An 18,258-nucleotide genomic window follows, 5' to 3' on the forward strand; every position below is an offset into this window, starting at 1 on the left:
TACAATGGCTAAGAGTAAATTTGAGCGCACCAAGCCGCATGTGAACATTGGCACGATTGGTCACGTTGACCATGGCAAGACGTCGCTGACGGCTGCGATCACGAAGTTTTTCGGCGATTTCCGCGCCTATGACCAGATTGACGCTGCGCCTGAGGAGAAGGCTCGCGGCATCACGATCTCGACCTCGCATGTTGAGTACGAGACGGAGAACCGCCACTACGCCCACGTCGACTGCCCCGGCCACGCCGACTATGTGAAGAACATGATCACGGGTGCTGCGCAGATGGACGGCGCGATCCTGGTGGTTTCGGCCGCCGACGGCCCGATGCCGCAGACGCGCGAGCACATCCTTCTGGCCCGTCAGGTCGGCGTTCCGTCGATCGTGGTGTTCCTGAACAAGTGCGACCAGGTCGACGATCCGGAGCTTCTGGAGCTGGTCGAGCTGGAAGTGCGCGAGCTTCTGTCGAAGAACGAGTTCCCCGGCGACGACATTCCGATCGTCAAGGGTTCGGCGCTTGCGGCGCTGGAGGATTCGTCGAAGGAGCTGGGCGAAGACGCCATCCGCGCGCTGATGGCTGCGGTTGACAGCTACATCCCGACGCCGGAGCGTCCGGTCGACCAGCCGTTCCTGATGCCGATCGAAGACGTGTTCTCGATCTCGGGCCGCGGCACGGTGGTGACGGGTCGCGTCGAGCGCGGCATCGTCAAGGTCGGCGAGGAACTCGAGATCGTCGGCATCCGCCCGACGACGAAGACGACCTGCACGGGCGTGGAAATGTTCCGCAAGCTGCTCGACCAGGGCCAGGCCGGCGACAACATCGGCGCGCTGCTGCGCGGCGTCGACCGTGAGGGCGTTGAGCGCGGCCAGGTGCTGTGCAAGCCGGGTTCGGTCAAGCCGCACACCAAGTTCAAGGCCGAGGCCTACATCCTGACGAAGGAAGAGGGTGGCCGTCACACGCCGTTCTTCACCAACTACCGTCCGCAGTTCTACTTCCGCACGACCGACGTGACGGGCATCGTGAAGCTGCAGGAAGGCACCGAGATGGTGATGCCGGGCGACAACGTGACCATCGACGTCGAGCTGATCGTGCCGATCGCCATGGAAGAGAAGCTGCGCTTCGCCATCCGCGAAGGCGGCCGTACGGTTGGGGCAGGGGTGGTCGTATCGATCACTGAGTGATCGGTACGGACAACCTCGGCGCCGGCGTCGTCGTGAGCATCGCCGGGTAAGCTGACAAGCTTTCAGCTTTCGGAAAGGGCGGCTTTGGCCGCCCTTTCTGTTGTCCGCAAGGACCTGTAAGCGGACGTGTTGATTCCCCTCCCGGATTGAAATTCGGGGGTGTGCACCCCAAATATCCTGTCCATATCGGGCGGCTGGTCGTGAGGTTGATTGCGCGCCAGGACCGTAGACGCCACGCCCCTGACGATGGATGTGAAAAACATGCGCGAGAAAGTGCTGTCGGCACTTGAAACGCCGCACGCTTTATGAAATGAAGCAGCCGCGTTAGGGGTATAGCTCAGTTGGTAGAGCGGCGGTCTCCAAAACCGCAGGTCACAGGTTCGAGCCCTGTTGCCCCTGCCAGCGCATAGTATGGAATGTGTTGTCGATATAGCCGTTGCCGGTACGATTGGATGGTGCCGACAAAAGGCGTTTGGCAAGTAAGACGGGTTTAGGCACTTGCGTGTGTTCGGAATCAGTCTTATGTAGACACAACAGACACGCGGCGCGTGGAGCTGGAGAGCCGGCTTTACGCGCCTCAAATGCATGGGCGGAATAGGCGGGCTGATTCGCGCCGGCCACCGTAACCAGGCAAGGCAACTCCCGGCCAACGGGAACATCCAGGGGATCCGGCTTCCGGGTCTTTGAAAGCAGAGCGGCAGATGGCGTCAAAAACCACCAATCCCTTTACCTTCTTCCAGCAGGTCAGGTCGGAGACGGCGAAGGTTACGTGGCCCTCTCGGCGCGAGACGTTGATCTCGACGGTTATGGTGATTGCCTTTGCGGTCATCGCGATGATCTTCTTTTTTGCTGCCGATCAGTTGATGTCTTACGCAATCGGCTTGCTGCTCGGCATCGGCCGCTGAACATCGGCGAATACGGAGAAGTCTTGCAATGACCGCGCGTTGGTACATCGTCCACGCTTACTCGAACTTCGAAAAGAAGGTTGCCGAGGATATCGAGCACAAGGCCAGGCAGAAGGGCCTGACGGATCAGATCGAGCAGATCGTGGTCCCGACCGAGAAGGTCGTCGAAGTGCGTCGCGGTCGCAAGGTTGATGCCGAGCGCAAGTTTTTCCCCGGTTATGTGCTGCTCAAGGCGAACCTCAGTGACGCGGTATTCAGCCTTGTGAAGAACACGCCGAAGGTGACTGGTTTCCTTGGTGATTCGAAGCCGGTTCCGATCACCGAGAGCGAGGCGCAGCGCATCCTGAGTCAGGTCCAGGAAGGTGTCGAGCGGCCGAAGCCCTCCGTCACTTTCGAGGTTGGCGAGCAGGTTCGCGTCTCGGATGGCCCCTTCGCCTCCTTCAATGGTTTCGTCCAGGAAGTGGACGAGGAGCGCGCTCGCCTCAAGGTGGAAGTGTCGATCTTCGGGCGCGCTGTGCCTGTCGATCTCGAATTCGGTCAGGTCGAGAAGGGCTGATCCGAAAAGCCGTGCGCCCGATGGCGTGCGGTGGCGACGGGCGGTGCCTGTCGTCGAAACGGGTGGGAGGATCTTGCGGCTCTAGCCGGCCGTGATCATCCGGACCACCAGGCTGCAACCGCCGGAGCGATCCGGCTCTAAGACAAGGCAGACAGAGTATGGCTAAGAAAATTGCAGGCCAGCTCAAGCTTCAGGTCCCTGCGGGTTCGGCGACGCCGTCGCCCCCGATCGGTCCTGCGCTTGGTCAGCGTGGCATCAACATCATGGAATTCTGCAAGGCGTTCAACGCGCAGTCGCAGGAAATGGAAAAGGGATCGCCGATTCCGGTGGTGATCACCTACTATCAGGACAAGTCGTTCACCTTCGTCATGAAGACGCCGCCGGTGACCTACTTCCTGAAGAAGGCCACCAATCTGAAGTCGGGCTCCAAGGAGCCGGGCAAGGCCAAGGCTGGCCAGATCAGCCGCGACAAGGTGCGCGAGATCGCCGAAGCCAAGATGAAGGACCTGAACGCCAACGACGTGGAAGCGGCGATGCGTATGGTCGAAGGTTCCGCCCGTTCGATGGGCCTGGAAGTGGTGGGCTGAGACGATGGCAAAGATTGGTAAGCGCGTAGTCAAGTCCCGCGAGGGCATCGACGTCAATAAGGCTTATTCGCTGGATGAGGCGATCAAGATCCTGAAGGATCGTTCGTCGGTCAAGTTCGACGAGACCATCGAAGTCGCCATGAATCTGGGTGTCGATCCGCGTCACGCCGACCAGATGGTCCGCGGCGTCGTCAACCTGCCGAACGGCACGGGCCGCACGGTTCGCGTCGCGGTGTTCGCCAAGGATGCGAAGGCTGATGAAGCCCGCGCCGCCGGCGCCGACATCGTGGGTGCGGAAGACCTGGTGGAGATCGTCCAGAAGGGCGAGATCAATTTCGATCGCTGCATCGCCACCCCGGACATGATGCCGCTGGTCGGTCGTCTCGGTAAGGTTCTCGGCCCGCGCGGCATGATGCCGAACCCGAAGGTCGGCACCGTCACCACCGATGTTGCCGCAGCCGTCAAGGCTTCCAAGGGCGGTGCGGTCGAGTTCCGCGTGGAAAAGGCCGGTATCGTCCATGGCGGCGTCGGCAAGATCTCCTTCGACGCCAAGGCGCTGGAAGAGAACGTCCGCGCCTTCGCTGATGCGGTCAACAAGGCCAAGCCGACGGGCGCCAAGGGCGTCTACGTCAAGAAGGTTTCGCTGACCTCGACCATGGGCCCCGGCCTCAAGGTCGACCTGTCGACGCTGGCTACGGCCTGATCATTCAAGAGGATCGGGCGCTTCCAGCCCGATCCTCAACCAATTCCGGACCTTCGGGTCCGGAACCCGGAAGCAGCATACGCTTCCGGTTATCCTGTCCGAGATTGCAGGCGGCTCGCCTTAATTCATATGAGCCTGCATGAGACGGGTGAAGACCCGACAACGGAGCGCATGCTCCAATGAAAGGTTCGAACCGTGTTTGCCTTTTGCTTATGCCGGCCTGGCCGGATGGTGAAAGGGGGCAGGATCCTCGAGCGCCGTTCGGGAGATCCGGAAATTCTGGATGTCCTGCCCGGCAAAAGGCAACCCGGCAGTTATCCGCAAGGATGGCTGTCAACTGGAGATAGGCAGTGGATAGAGCGGAAAAACGCGAGCTCGTCACGCATCTGAACGAAGCGTTCTCGAACGCCGGTTCGGTCGTCGTGGCCCACTATGCTGGTATCACCGTCGCGCAGATGAACGATCTTCGTTCGAAGATGCGCGCAGCCGGTGGCACCGTCAAAGTCGCGAAGAACCGCCTCGCCAAGATCGCTCTTCAGGGCACGGAATCCGAAAGCATTCAGGACCTGTTCACCGGACAGACCCTGATCGCCTATTCGGAGGATCCGGTTGTCGCACCGAAGATCGCGTCCGAATTCGCCAAGGGCAATGACAAGCTTGTCATTCTCGGCGGCGCAATGGGCTCGACCTCGCTCGACGCAGAAGGCGTCAAGGCTCTCGCAAGCCTGCCGTCGCTCGACGAGCTGCGTGCACGTCTGGTCGGTATGATCAGCACGCCTGCAACCCGGATCGCCCAGGTCGTCAACGCACCGGCAGGTCAGCTTGCCCGCGTGTTCGGCGCCTACGCCCGGAAGGACGAGGCGGCATGAGGCCGTTCCTCGCTGTCATCAACAACTGTTCGAACTTTTTGAAGGAAATGAAAAATGGCTGATCTTGCCAAGATCGTTGAAGACCTGTCGGCCCTGACCGTCCTCGAGGCGGCTGAGCTGTCGAAGATGCTGGAAGAGAAGTGGGGCGTTTCCGCCGCCGCTCCGGTCGCCGTTGCCGCCGCTGCCGGCGGTGCCGCTGCTGCCGCTCCGGCTGAAGAGAAGACCGAGTTCGACGTCATCCTGGCTGCTGCCGGCGACAAGAAGATCGAGGTCATCAAGGAAGTCCGCGCCATCACCGGCCTGGGCCTCAAGGAAGCCAAGGACCTCGTCGAAGGCGCGCCGAAGCCGCTCAAGGAAGCCGTCGCCAAGGCCGACGCCGAGAAGATCAAGGCCCAGCTCGAAGCTGCTGGCGCCAAGGTCGAGCTCAAGTAAGCGTTACGCTTGCTGGCGGACGGTATTGCCGTCCGCCGGTTCGCCCAAGCGGCGTAGCGCACTAGTTATTGGAAACCTCTTTCCTGAGGGCCGCGGAACGGCTTTCAGGAAACGGGTTTTCACCCGTTTCAGATGGACCGCCGGGCAGGGCGGTCGGACGTTGCAAGGCGCGAGAGGCCGCGCCCCAAGAAAGGCAGCAAGGAGCGATGATGGCCCAGACCCAGACTTTCAATGGCCGCAGACGCGTACGCAAATTCTTCGGAAACATTCCCGAAGTTGCGGAGATGCCGAATCTCATCGAGGTTCAGAAGGCATCGTACGACCAGTTTCTCATGGTCGAGGAGCCGGCAGGCGGGCGTCCCGACGAGGGGCTTCAGTCTGTTTTCAAGTCCGTCTTCCCGATTTCCGATTTCTCCGGCGCGTCGATGCTCGAATTCGTCAAGTACGAGTTCGAAGCCCCCAAGTTCGACGTTGACGAGTGCCGCCAGCGCGATCTCACCTTCGCCGCTCCGCTGAAGGTGACGCTGCGCCTCATCGTGTTCGATATCGACGAGGATACCGGTGCCAAGTCCATCAAGGACATCAAGGAGCAGGACGTCTATATGGGCGACATGCCGCTCATGACGTCGAACGGCACGTTTATCGTCAACGGCACCGAGCGCGTCATCGTCTCCCAGATGCACCGTTCGCCCGGCGTTTTCTTCGATCACGACAAGGGCAAGTCGCACTCGTCGGGCAAGCTGCTGTTTGCCGCGCGCATCATTCCCTATCGCGGCTCCTGGCTCGACATCGAATTCGACTCCAAGGACATCGTGCACGCCCGTATCGACCGTCGCCGCAAGATTCCGGCGACGTCGCTGCTCATGGCGCTCGGCATGGACGGCGAGGAAATCCTCTCCACCTTCTACAACAAGATCGAGTACAAGCGCTCGGGCGACCATTGGCGCATGCCTTACACCGTGGAGCGCTTCCGCGGCCTGAAGGCTGTCGATGACCTGGTCGACGCCGATACCGGCGAGATCGTTGTCGAGGCCGGCAAGAAGATCACTGCGCGCCAGGCCAAGCAGCTCGCCGACAAGGGCCTGAAGGCCATCAAGGCGACCGAGGACGATCTCTACGGCAGCTATCTGGCCGAGGACATCGTCGACTACTCCACCGGCGAGATTTTCCTCGAAGCCGGCGACGAGATCGACGAAAAGACGCTGAAGGTCCTGCTTTCGACCGGCGCCGAGGAATTCACCGTCCTCGACATCGATCACATCAACGTGGGCGGCTACATCCGCAACACGCTCGCCGCCGACAAGAACGAGAGCCGTCAGGACGCGCTGTTCGACATCTACCGCGTGATGCGTCCCGGCGAGCCGCCGACGCTCGAAACCGCCGAAGCGATGTTCAACTCGCTGTTCTTCGACGCCGACCGCTACGACCTTTCGGCCGTGGGTCGCGTGAAGATGAACATGCGTCTCGACCTCGACGCGGAAGACACCGTGCGTGTGCTGCGCAAGGAAGACATCATCGCTGTCGTCAAGACTCTGGTCGAACTGCGTGACGGCAAGGGCGAAATCGACGACATCGACAACCTCGGCAACCGCCGCGTGCGTTCGGTCGGCGAGCTGATGGAGAACCAGTACCGCGTCGGCCTGCTGCGCATGGAACGCGCGATCAAGGAGCGCATGTCCTCGATCGAGATCGACACGGTCATGCCGCAGGACCTGATCAACGCCAAGCCGGCGGCCGCTGCCGTGCGCGAGTTCTTCGGTTCCTCGCAGCTCTCGCAGTTCATGGACCAGACCAACCCGCTGTCGGAGATCACCCACAAGCGCCGCCTCTCGGCTCTTGGACCGGGCGGCCTGACCCGCGAGCGCGCTGGCTTCGAAGTCCGCGACGTGCACCCGACGCACTATGGCCGTATCTGCCCGATCGAGACGCCGGAAGGCCCGAACATCGGCCTGATCAACTCGCTGGCGACTTTTGCCCGCGTCAACAAGTACGGCTTCATCGAGACGCCTTATCGCAAGATCATCGACGGCAAGGTCACGCATGACGTGGTCTATCTGTCGGCGATGGAAGAGGCCAAGCACTATGTCGCCCAGGCGAACGCAGAGCTCGACGGCAATGGTGGTTTCGTGGAAGAATTCGTCATCTGCCGCCATGCCGGCGAAGTGATGATGGCTCCGCGTGAAAACGTCGACCTCATGGACGTGTCGCCCAAGCAGCTCGTTTCGGTTGCCGCCGCGCTCATCCCGTTCCTTGAGAACGACGACGCCAACCGCGCTCTGATGGGCTCGAACATGCAGCGTCAGGCCGTGCCTCTGCTGCGCGCCGAGGCACCGTTCGTCGGCACCGGCATGGAGCCGATCGTTGCCCGTGACTCGGGCGCTGCGATCGCTGCCCGCCGCACCGGCATCGTCGACCAGGTGGACGCGACCCGTATCGTTATCCGCGCCACGGAAGATCTCGATCCGGGCAAGTCCGGCGTCGACATCTACCGCCTGATGAAGTTCCAGCGCTCGAACCAGAACACCTGCATCAACCAGCGCCCGCTGGTGAATGTCGGCGACCGGATCGAGAAGGGCGACATCATCGCGGACGGTCCGTCGACGGATCTCGGCGATCTGGCCCTCGGCCGCAACGTGCTCGTCGCGTTCATGCCGTGGAATGGCTACAACTACGAGGACTCGATCCTTCTGTCCGAGCGTATCGTCGCCGACGACGTCTTCACCTCGATCCACATCGAGGAATTCGAGGTCATGGCCCGCGACACCAAGCTCGGGCCTGAGGAAATCACCCGCGACATTCCGAACGTTTCGGAAGAAGCGCTGAAGAACCTCGATGAGGCCGGCATCGTCTATATCGGCGCGGAAGTGCAGCCGGGCGACATTCTGGTCGGCAAGATCACCCCGAAGGGCGAAAGCCCGATGACGCCGGAAGAAAAGCTTCTGCGCGCCATCTTCGGTGAAAAGGCCTCCGACGTCCGTGACACCTCCATGCGCATGCCGCCCGGAGCCTACGGCACGATCGTGGAAGTTCGCGTCTTCAACCGCCACGGCGTGGAGAAGGACGAACGCGCCATGGCGATCGAGCGCGAGGAGATCGAGCGTCTCGCCAAGGACCGCGACGACGAGCAGGCCATTCTCGACCGCAACGTCTACAGCCGCCTGAGCGACATGCTCATCGGCAAGGACGCGATTGCCGGACCGAAGGGCTTCAAGAAGGGCTCGACGCTCGCCAAGGAAACGCTGGACGAGTACCCGCGCTCGCAGTGGTGGCAGTTCGCCGTCGAGGACGAGAAGCTCCAGAGCGAACTGGAAGCCCTGCGCGGCCAGTACGACGACTCCAAGAAGGCGCTCGAGCAGCGCTTCATGGACAAGGTCGAGAAGGTGCAGCGCGGCGACGAGATGCCCCCCGGCGTCATGAAGATGGTCAAGGTCTTCGTGGCCGTGAAGCGCAAGATGCAGCCCGGCGACAAGATGGCCGGCCGCCACGGCAACAAGGGCGTGGTGTCGCGCATCGTTCCGGTCGAGGACATGCCGTTCCTCGAAGACGGTACGCATGCTGACATCGTGCTCAACCCGCTGGGCGTGCCGAGCCGCATGAACGTCGGCCAGATCCTGGAAACGCATCTGGGCTGGGCCTGTGCGGGCATGGGCAGGAAGATCGGCGAGCTGATCGAGGCGTACAACGCCGGTGGCGACATCCAGCCGCTGCGCCAGACGATCGAGCAGGTCATTCCGTCCAACGACCGCAACGAGCCGGTGCGCGACTATGACGACGCGTCCATCGTTCGCCTCGGCGAGCAGATGAAGCGTGGTGTCTCCATCGCCACCCCGGTGTTCGACGGCGCGCATGAGGCCAACATCAACGAGATGCTGGAGCAGGCGGGTCTTCACACGTCCGGCCAGTCGCAGCTCTATGACGGCCGCACCGGTGAGCCGTTCGACCGCAAGGTGACGATGGGCTACATCTACATGCTCAAGCTTCACCACCTCGTGGACGACAAGATCCACGCGCGTTCGATCGGCCCGTACTCGCTCGTCACCCAGCAGCCGCTGGGCGGCAAGGCGCAGTTCGGTGGCCAGCGCTTCGGCGAGATGGAGGTCTGGGCGCTGGAAGCCTACGGCGCCGCCTACACGCTGCAGGAGATGCTGACGGTCAAGTCCGACGACGTGGCCGGCCGTACCAAGGTCTACGAGGCGATCGTGCGCGGCGACGACTCCTTCGAGGCAGGCATTCCGGAGAGCTTCAACGTTCTCGTCAAGGAAATGCGCTCGCTGGGTCTCAACGTCGAGCTGGAGAACACCCGCGTCGACGAGACCGCGCAGCAGCAATTGCCTGACGCGGCCGAATAAGGACCAGGCCCGCCGCGGAGCTTTTCGGCTCCGCGGCGCAGCCATCGGAATTCAGGCTGGATCGACCGGCCGTATGCATGGATCCGGTGACGCCAACGAAGCGGCGGCGTTCGGGCGGATCGCCAGGGGCTTCACGCCCGCAATATTTCGACTGGGGCCCTGGGTCCCGAGAAGGAGAACGACATGAACCAAGAGGTCATGAATCTCTTCAACAACAACGCCCCGGCGCAGGTGTTCGATGCCATCCGCATCTCGCTCGCCAGCCCGGAAAAGATTCTGTCGTGGTCGTTCGGCGAGATCAAGAAGCCGGAGACGATCAACTACCGTACGTTCAAGCCGGAACGCGACGGCCTGTTCTGCGCGCGCATCTTCGGCCCGATCAAGGACTACGAGTGCCTGTGCGGCAAGTACAAGCGCATGAAGTACAAGGGCGTCATCTGCGAGAAGTGCGGCGTGGAAGTCACGCTGTCGCGCGTTCGCCGCGAGCGCATGGGCCACATCGAGCTCGCTGCCCCCGTCGCCCACATCTGGTTCCTGAAGTCGCTGCCCTCGCGCATCGGCACGCTGCTCGACATGACCCTCAAGGACATCGAGCGCGTTCTCTATTTCGAGAACTACATCGTGACCGAGCCGGGCCTGACCGCGCTCAAGGAAAACCAGCTCCTCTCCGAAGAAGAGTACATGATCGCCGTCGATGAGTACGGCGAGGACCAGTTCACGGCCATGATCGGCGCCGAAGCCATTCATGAGCTGCTGGCCAGCATGGATCTGGAGAAGATCGCCGGCGACCTGCGTTCGGAACTCGCTTCCACGACCTCGGAGCTGAAGCAGAAGAAGCTGCTCAAGCGCCTGAAGGTGGTCGAGAACTTCATCGAGTCGGGCAACCGTCCCGAGTGGATGATCATGAAGGTCGTGCCGGTCATCCCGCCGGACCTGCGTCCGCTCGTGCCGCTGGATGGCAGCCGCTTCGCGACGTCTGACCTGAACGATCTGTATCGCCGCGTCATCAACCGCAACAACCGTCTGAAGCGCCTCATCGAGCTGCGCGCGCCGGGCATCATCATCCGCAACGAAAAGCGCATGCTGCAGGAAGCTGTGGACGCGCTGTTCGACAACGGCCGCCGCGGCCGCGTCATCACCGGCGCCAACAAGCGTCCGCTTAAATCGCTGTCCGACATGCTCAAGGGCAAGCAGGGCCGCTTCCGCCAGAACCTGCTCGGCAAGCGCGTCGACTATTCGGGCCGTTCGGTCATCGTGACCGGTCCGGAACTCAAGCTGCACCAGTGCGGCCTGCCCAAGAAGATGGCGCTCGAGCTGTTCAAGCCGTTCATCTACGCCCGCCTCGACGCGAAGGGGTATTCCTCGACCGTCAAGCAGGCCAAGAAGCTGGTCGAGAAGGAAAAGCCGGAAGTCTGGGACATCCTCGACGAGGTCATCCGCGAGCATCCGGTGCTGCTCAACCGCGCGCCGACGCTGCACCGCCTCGGCATCCAGGCGTTCGAACCCACGCTGATCGAAGGCAAGGCGATCCAGCTTCACCCGCTGGTCTGCACTGCCTTCAACGCTGACTTCGACGGCGACCAGATGGCCGTTCACGTGCCGCTGTCGCTCGAAGCCCAGCTCGAAGCACGCGTGCTGATGATGTCGACCAACAACATACTGCATCCGGCCTCCGGCGCGCCCATCATCGTGCCGTCGCAGGACATGGTGCTGGGTCTGTACTACCTGTCGATCGTCAACCAGAACGAGCCGGGGGAGGGCATGGTGTTTGCCGACATGGGCGAACTCCAGCACGCGCTCGAGACCAAGGCCGTCACGCTGCATGCCAAGATCAAGGGCCGCTTCCGCACCGTGGACGCGGAAGGCAACGTCGTGTCGAAGATCTACGACACCACGCCCGGCCGCATGATCCTCGGCGAACTGCTGCCGAAGAACGTCAACGTGCCGTTCGAGACCTGCAACCAGGAGATGACCAAGAAGAACATCTCCAAGATGATCGACACCGTCTACCGCCACTGCGGTCAGAAGGAGACGGTCATTTTCTGCGATCGCATCATGGCACTCGGCTTCGCCCATGCCTGTCGCGCCGGCATCTCGTTCGGCAAGGACGACATGGTTATTCCGGACACCAAGGCGAAGCTGGTGGCTGACACCGAGGCTTTGGCCAAGGAATACGAGCAGCAGTACAATGACGGCCTGATCACGCAGGGCGAGAAGTACAACAAGGTGGTCGACGCCTGGGCCAAGTGCTCGGAAAAGGTCGCCGACGAGATGATGGCCCGAATCAAGGCCGTGGAGTTCGAGGACAGCGGCCGTCAGAAGCCAATGAACTCGATCTACATGATGTCGCATTCCGGTGCGCGTGGTTCGCCCACCCAGATGCGTCAGCTCGCCGGCATGCGCGGCCTGATGGCCAAGCCCTCGGGCGAGATCATCGAGACGCCGATCATCTCGAACTTCAAGGAAGGCCTCACCGTTCTTGAGTACTTCAACTCGACCCACGGCGCCCGCAAGGGTCTGGCCGACACCGCGTTGAAGACCGCGAACTCGGGCTACCTGACCCGTCGTCTCGTCGACGTGGCGCAGGACTGCATCGTCAACTCGGTTGACTGCGGCACCGACAAGGGCCTCACCATGCAGCCGATCGTCGATGCCGGCCAGGTGGTCGCCTCGCTCGGTCAGCGTATCCTCGGCCGCACCGCGCTCGACGACATCAATCACCCGCTGACGGGCGATCTGATCGTCAAGGCGGGAACGCTGATGGACGAGCGTGATATCGAGCAGATCGAGAAAGCCGGTATCCAGACCGTCCGCATCCGTTCGGCCCTGACCTGCGAGGTCAAGGTCGGCGTCTGCGCGGTTTGCTACGGTCGCGACCTTGCCCGCGGTACTCCGGTCAACCAGGGTGAAGCCGTCGGCGTCATCGCCGCGCAGTCGATCGGCGAGCCGGGCACCCAGCTCACCATGCGTACCTTCCACATGGGCGGTACGGCGCAGGTGGTGGACTCCTCCTTCCTCGAAGCTTCGTATGAAGGCACGGTCCAGGTCCGTAACCGCAACGTCGTGCGCAACTCCGACGGCAACCTCGTGGTGATGGGCCGCAACATGGCGATCCTGATCCTCGACGAAACCGGCAAGGAACGCGCGGCTCATCGCGTCACCTACGGCTCGCGTCTCTATGTGGACGAGGGCGACAAGGTGAAGCGCGGCCAGCGCATCGCCGAGTGGGACCCGTATACCCGTCCGATCATGACCGAAATCGAAGGCAAGGTGGCCTTCGAGGATCTGGTCGACGGTATCTCGGTTCAGGAAACCGCCGACGAATCGACGGGCATCACCAAGCGCGAGGTTATCGACTGGCGGTCCACGCCGCGCGGTGCGGACCTCAAGCCGGCGATCACCGTGCTCGACGCCAAGGGCAAGGTCGGCAAGCTGTCGAAGGGCGGCGATGCCCGCTTCATGCTCTCGGTCGAGGCCATTCTGTCGGTCGAGCCGGGTGCTCACGTGAAGCCGGGTGACGTGCTGGCACGTATCCCGATGGAAAGCGCGAAGACGAAGGACATCACCGGCGGTCTGCCGCGCGTTGCCGAACTCTTCGAAGCCCGCCGCCCGAAGGATCACGCCATCATCGCCGAAATCGACGGCACGATCCGCTTCGGCCGTGACTACAAGAACAAGCGTCGCATCATCATCGAGCCGCATGACTCGACGCTGGAGCCGGTCGAATACCTGATCCCGAAGGGCAAGCCGTTCCATCTCCAGGACGGCGACGCCATCGAGAAGGGCGACTATATCCTCGACGGCAATCCGGCGCCGCACGACATTCTGGCGATCAAGGGCGTGGAAGCTCTGGCTTCCTACCTCGTGAACGAAATCCAGGAGGTCTATCGTCTGCAGGGCGTGAACATCAACGACAAGCACATCGAAGTGATTGTTCGTCAGATGCTGCAGAAGGTGGAAATCACGGCTCAGGGCGACTCGGCCTACATTCCGGGCGATCATGTCGACTCCATCGAGCTCGACGAGGTCAACGAGCGGCTGATCGAAGAGGGCAAGAAGCCCGCTGAAGGCCAGCCGGTGCTGCTCGGCATCACCAAGGCCTCGCTGCAGACGCCGTCCTTCATCTCGGCGGCCTCCTTCCAGGAGACCACCCGCGTGCTCACCGAAGCGGCCGTTGCCGGCAAGACCGACATGCTGCAGGGCCTGAAGGAAAACGTCATCGTTGGCCGTCTCATCCCCGCCGGCACCGGCGGCCAGATGAACCAGATCCGTCGTATCGCGACTTCGCGCGACGAGCTGATCCTGGACGAGCGCCGCAAGGCCTCGGGCGTGGAAACCGCCGAGCCGATGCTGACCAGCATGGTCAACGCCGCGCAGTAAGCCTGCGCAGGGAAAATGAAAGAAGAAGGCCGCCGGAGCGATCCGGTGGCCTTTTTGTCTTTTTATATAGTTTTTATGGTGTTTCGCCTGTTTCGGAGGCAAAGCCCCCCGAATGGGGGATGTTCGGCGCGGCTCGGGTTGGTAGTGTAAGCAAGGCTTATCCAGGCTGCGGGCAGGGTTCAGCGGGCGGGGGCCTGCACCCTTACTACGCTATCGGGACCATGCCACCGGGATGGACCGATAGTTCTGGAATCTCTCGACTACGCGGGTCGATGGCGGCAACAATCCGCTCATACCGCGCTTTGACCGCCCGGTTGTGCCCCATCCGGGCGGTCCTTTTCATTTCATTCGCCTTGGGAAAATCGAGGGGCCCGGCCTTGCGGACGGGTCCGGAAGGCGGGCGGGATAATCTGAGCGCGACCCTGAAAGGGCGGGCGCAACAGCGGAACCGGTTTTCTGAAAAAGGTCTTGCCGCAACAATCAGGCCGTACGGCGCCCGGAGGCGCCGTCGCATTCTAGAAGTCTTCCCTGAACGTGACGATCGAAACCTCGCCTTCAAGTGCGCCCTGATAGGCAGAGATGTGCGGCTCGTCGTCGGGGTCGCCCTGCATGTCGCCGATCTGGTCGAGTTCGGCTTCGGCATAGCCCTCCTTGGCCAGCGCCTCGAGCGCCTGCCGAACGGCCGAGTCGTCATCGGGGGCGACGAGCATGACGTGTACGCCTTCCGACTCACCACCCTTTTTGCGCCAGACCCGACCGGTGATGATGGTTACCGGACGCTCTTCGTTGTCGTTCATGACGTGATTCCTTGCGTTCAAGGCCTGAACTGCCTAATTGACACGTGTTGCCCGACTTTTGGCATGAAGCGAGGGCAGGGGACAGCCAAAACAGCGTCACTTTCCGTTTCGCACCTGCGAAATGACGAAATAATCTGTCGTGGCGGCCTGTCAGGACGCGAAAGCGCGTCTTCGTTAACGTTTTAAGGGGGCTCGGGGTTGACGGCAGCCGTGGTTACGCGTATTAGCCCCCTCGTCTGAACCCATGTGAGGTCTGGCTTTCCGGTGCGTCGCGTGCTGGAGTTTGCCTCAAACAAGGTTCGTTTTACGAGCGCATACACATTTCCGGCATGCACGAAGCGTCAAGGCTTCCTCTGCTTTTTGTTCGGGTGCACCGCGAAGATGGCGGCTTGTGGCCCGAATTTGCGTATGGGAATGACGCTTGGAGCCGCCCGTGAATGGGCTCGAGACACGAATTGAGAGACAAGAGGGTTTAATGCCTACCGTCAACCAGCTGATCCGCAAGCCGCGCATTGCGCCGGTGAAGCGCAATAAGGTTCCGGCCATGCAGGCCAATCCGCAGAAGCGGGGCGTCTGCACGCGCGTCTACACGACGACGCCGAAGAAGCCGAACTCGGCGCTGCGCAAGGTCGCGAAGATTCGCCTGACCAACGGCTTTGAGGTGATTGGCTACATTCCGGGTGAGGGTCACAACCTTCAGGAGCACTCCGTGGTCATGATCCGCGGCGGTCGCGTCAAGGACCTTCCGGGTGTTCGCTATCACATCATCCGTGGCGTTCTCGATACCCAGGGTGTGAAGAACCGCAAGCAGCGTCGTTCGAAGTACGGCGCCAAGCGTCCGAAATAAGGTTTATCGGCTTCGGCGCACTGTAGTCGCGTCGAGCTTCGAAGTTGAGAGACGAGAAACATGTCCCGACGCCACAGTGCAGAGAAGCGTGAGATCAACCCGGACCCGAAGTTCGGCGACCTGGTCATCACCAAGTTCATGAACGCCGTCATGTATGACGGCAAGAAGTCGGTTGCCGAAACGATCGTTTACGGCGCCCTCGATCAGGTTCAGGCCAAGACGAAGCAGGAGCCTGTCGCTGTCTTCCATCAGGCCCTCGACAATGTTGCGCCGCACCTCGAAGTGCGTTCGCGCCGCGTTGGTGGTGCCACCTATCAGGTTCCGGTCGATGTCCGTCCGGAGCGTCGCCAGGCTCTGGCGATCCGCTGGCTGATCACAGCTGCGCGCAACCGTAACGAGACGACGATGGTCGACCGCCTGTCGGGCGAGTTGATGGATGCTGCCAACAACCGCGGCACCGCCGTGAAGAAGCGTGAAGACACGCACAAGATGGCTGAGGCCAACCGCGCTTTCGCGCACTATCGCTGGTAAGCGCGACAGAACGACTGAGAGGCACCTTCCATGGCCCGCGAATACATACTCGAAGACTACCGTAACTTCGGCATCATGGCGCATATCGACGCCGGTAAGACGACGACGACGGAGCGTATCCTTTACTACACCGGCAAGTCCCACAAGCTGGGCGAGACCCATGAGGGCTCGGCCACGATGGACTGGATGGAGCAGGAGCAGGAACGCGGCATCACGATCACGTCGGCTGCCACGACGACCTTCTGGAAGGGCCGCAACGGCGAGACCTATCGCTTCAACATCATCGACACGCCCGGTCACGTCGATTTCACCATCGAGGTGGAGCGTTCGCTGCGCGTGCTCGACGGCGCCATTGCCCTGCTCGACTCCAATGCCGGCGTCGAGCCGCAGACCGAAACCGTCTGGCGTCAGGCTGAGAAGTATCATGTCCCGCGCATGATCTTCTGCAACAAGATGGATAAGATCGGCGCCGACTTCTATCGCTGCCTGGACATGATCAAGTCGCGCCTCGGTGCGATCCCGGTCGCCATGCAGCTTCCGATCGGCGCGGAAAGCGACTTCAAGGGCGTCATCGACCTGATCGAGATGAAGGCGCTGGTGTGGCGCGACGAGGCCCTGGGTGCGTCCTGGGATGTTGTCGAGATTCCCGAGGATCTGAAGGCCAAGGCTGAAGAGTACCGCGAGAAGCTTATCGAGACCGCTGTCGAGATGGACGAAGCGGCCATGGAGGCCTACCTCGAGGGCGACCTGCCGGACAACGACAAGATTCGCGAGCTGATCCGCAAGGGCACCATCGCCGTCAAATTCCACCCGGTCTATTGCGGCACCGCCTTCAAGAACAAGGGCGTGCAGCCGCTGCTCGACGCCGTCGTCGACTTCCTGCCGGCTCCGAACGAAGTTCCGGACATCAAGGGCATCGACCCGAAGACCGAAGCCGAGACGACCCGCAAGTCGTCGGATGACGAGCCGCTCTCGATGCTGGCGTTCAAGATCATGAACGACCCGTTCGTTGGTTCGCTCACCTTCTGCCGCATCTACTCGGGCAAGCTGACCAAGGGCATGTCCCTCGAGAACACCGTGAAGGGCAAGAAGGAGCGCATCGGCCGTATGCTGCAGATGCACTCGAATTCCCGTGAGGACATCGAGGAAGCCTTCGCTGGCGACATCGTGGCGCTCGCCGGTCTCAAGGAGACCACCACCGGCGACACGCTGTGCGACCCGCTGAAGCCGGTTATCCTGGAGCGCATGGAGTTCCCCGATCCGGTCATTCAGATTGCGATCGAGCCGAAGACCAAGGCCGACCAGGAAAAAATGGGCCTCGCGCTCAACCGCCTGGCCGCGGAGGATCCGTCCTTCCGCGTCAAGTCGGACGAAGAGTCGGGTCAGACCATCATCGCCGGCATGGGCGAACTGCACCTCGACATCATCGTCGACCGCATGAAGCGCGAGTTCAAGGTCGAGGCGAATGTCGGTGCGCCGCAGGTTGCCTACCGCGAAACCATCACGCGCTCGTTCGAACAGGACTACACCCACAAGAAGCAGACCGGCGGTACGGGTCAGTTCGCTCGCGTCAAGATCGTGTTCGAGCCGAACGCCGAGAGCGAAGATTTCGTGTTCGAGTCCAAGATCGTCGGCGGTGCTGTTCCGAAGGAATACATCCCGGGCGTGGACAAGGGTATCCGCAGCGTTCTGAGCTCCGGCCCGTTCGCAGGCTTCCCGATGATCGGCGTCAAGGCGACGCTCATCGACGGTGCCTTCCACGACGTCGACTCCTCGGTTCTGGCCTTCGAGATCGCCTCGCGTGCAGCGCTGCGTGAAGCCGCGCCCAAGCTGGGCGTCCAGCTTCTCGAGCCTGTCATGAAGGTCGAGGTCGTTACGCCGGAAGACTATGTCGGCAACGTGATCGGTGACCTGAACAGCCGTCGCGGCCAGATTCAGGGCCAGGAAAGCCGTGGTATCGCGGTTGTCGTCAACGCGATGGTGCCGCTGGCCAACATGTTCAAGTACGTGGACAGCCTGCGCTCGATGTCGCAGGGCCGCGCCCAGTATTCGATGACGTTCGACCACTACGAGCCGGTTCCGACCGCAGTGGCTCAGGAAGTTCAGAAGAAATACGCGTAAT

General features: G+C 61.8%; 13 protein-coding genes and 1 tRNA gene. 13 read left to right on the forward strand and 1 reads right to left on the reverse strand.

Annotated elements, in window-relative coordinates; genetic code table 11:
• Window positions 1-4 precede the first annotated feature (4 nt).
• The 10 genes from tuf to rpoC all read left to right on the forward strand — a co-directional run bounded on the left by tuf (window position 5) and on the right by rpoC (window position 13,961).
• Window positions 5-1,180, forward strand: a complete 1,176-nt coding sequence (tuf, locus tag C7441_RS02680) for an elongation factor Tu (protein ID WP_109611637.1) — start codon at window positions 5-7, stop codon at window positions 1,178-1,180.
• 326 nt (window positions 1,181-1,506) lie between these two features.
• Window positions 1,507-1,582: transfer RNA gene (locus tag C7441_RS02690), tRNA-Trp, on the forward strand.
• A 299-nt stretch (window positions 1,583-1,881) separates the two neighbouring features.
• A complete protein-coding gene (gene secE / locus C7441_RS02695) occupies window positions 1,882-2,085 on the forward strand; it encodes a preprotein translocase subunit SecE (protein ID WP_019171569.1) in 204 nt (67 codons plus the stop codon).
• Window positions 2,086-2,113: 28 nt separating this feature from the next.
• Window positions 2,114-2,641, forward strand: a complete 528-nt coding sequence (gene nusG, locus C7441_RS02700; protein ID WP_019171570.1) for a transcription termination/antitermination protein NusG — start codon at window positions 2,114-2,116, stop codon at window positions 2,639-2,641.
• A gap of 158 nt (window positions 2,642-2,799) precedes the next feature.
• The gene (gene rplK, locus C7441_RS02705) at window positions 2,800-3,228 is read left to right on the forward strand and encodes a 50S ribosomal protein L11 (RefSeq protein ID WP_019171571.1); all 429 of its coding nucleotides are present in this window, start codon (window positions 2,800-2,802) and stop codon (window positions 3,226-3,228) included.
• A gap of 4 nt (window positions 3,229-3,232) precedes the next feature.
• Window positions 3,233-3,931: a 50S ribosomal protein L1 gene (gene rplA, locus C7441_RS02710; protein ID WP_109611639.1), complete on the forward strand. Its 699-nt coding sequence runs from the start codon at window positions 3,233-3,235 to the stop codon at window positions 3,929-3,931.
• A gap of 350 nt (window positions 3,932-4,281) precedes the next feature.
• On the forward strand, window positions 4,282-4,800 hold the full coding sequence (gene rplJ, locus C7441_RS02715; RefSeq protein WP_019171573.1) for a 50S ribosomal protein L10: 519 nt from the start codon (window positions 4,282-4,284) through the stop codon (window positions 4,798-4,800).
• A 54-nt stretch (window positions 4,801-4,854) separates the two neighbouring features.
• Window positions 4,855-5,232, forward strand: coding sequence for a 50S ribosomal protein L7/L12 (gene rplL, locus C7441_RS02720; protein WP_019171574.1), 378 nt, complete (start codon window positions 4,855-4,857; stop codon window positions 5,230-5,232).
• A 209-nt stretch (window positions 5,233-5,441) separates the two neighbouring features.
• The gene (gene rpoB / locus C7441_RS02725; RefSeq protein WP_109611900.1) at window positions 5,442-9,581 is read left to right on the forward strand and encodes a DNA-directed RNA polymerase subunit beta; all 4,140 of its coding nucleotides are present in this window, start codon (window positions 5,442-5,444) and stop codon (window positions 9,579-9,581) included.
• A gap of 183 nt (window positions 9,582-9,764) precedes the next feature.
• Window positions 9,765-13,961, forward strand: coding sequence for a DNA-directed RNA polymerase subunit beta' (gene rpoC, locus C7441_RS02730; RefSeq protein WP_109611640.1), 4,197 nt, complete (start codon window positions 9,765-9,767; stop codon window positions 13,959-13,961).
• 515 nt (window positions 13,962-14,476) lie between these two features.
• Here rpoC and C7441_RS02735 read toward each other — a convergent pair.
• The gene (locus C7441_RS02735; RefSeq protein ID WP_109611641.1) at window positions 14,477-14,758 is read right to left on the reverse strand and encodes a transcriptional regulator; all 282 of its coding nucleotides are present in this window, start codon (window positions 14,756-14,758) and stop codon (window positions 14,477-14,479) included.
• A gap of 475 nt (window positions 14,759-15,233) precedes the next feature.
• Between C7441_RS02735 and rpsL the strand changes: the two genes are divergently transcribed.
• Genes rpsL through fusA form a run of 3 tightly spaced genes read left to right on the forward strand, consistent with a single transcriptional unit; the run spans window position 15,234 to window position 18,257 of the window.
• Window positions 15,234-15,605: a 30S ribosomal protein S12 gene (rpsL, locus tag C7441_RS02740; protein WP_008837709.1), complete on the forward strand. Its 372-nt coding sequence runs from the start codon at window positions 15,234-15,236 to the stop codon at window positions 15,603-15,605.
• 60 nt (window positions 15,606-15,665) lie between these two features.
• Complete coding sequence (gene rpsG, locus C7441_RS02745) at window positions 15,666-16,136, forward strand: 30S ribosomal protein S7 (RefSeq protein ID WP_019171577.1); 471 nt, start codon at window positions 15,666-15,668, stop codon at window positions 16,134-16,136.
• Window positions 16,137-16,166: 30 nt separating this feature from the next.
• Window positions 16,167-18,257 carry an elongation factor G gene (fusA, locus tag C7441_RS02750; protein ID WP_109611642.1) on the forward strand — a complete coding sequence of 697 codons (2,091 nt, stop codon included), beginning with the start codon at window positions 16,167-16,169 and terminating at the stop codon, window positions 18,255-18,257.
• The last annotated feature ends 1 nt before the right edge of the window (window position 18,258 follow it).

Source organism: Pseudaminobacter salicylatoxidans, assembly GCF_003148475.1.
GTDB classification, from domain to species: Bacteria; Pseudomonadota; Alphaproteobacteria; order Rhizobiales; family Rhizobiaceae; genus Pseudaminobacter; species Pseudaminobacter salicylatoxidans.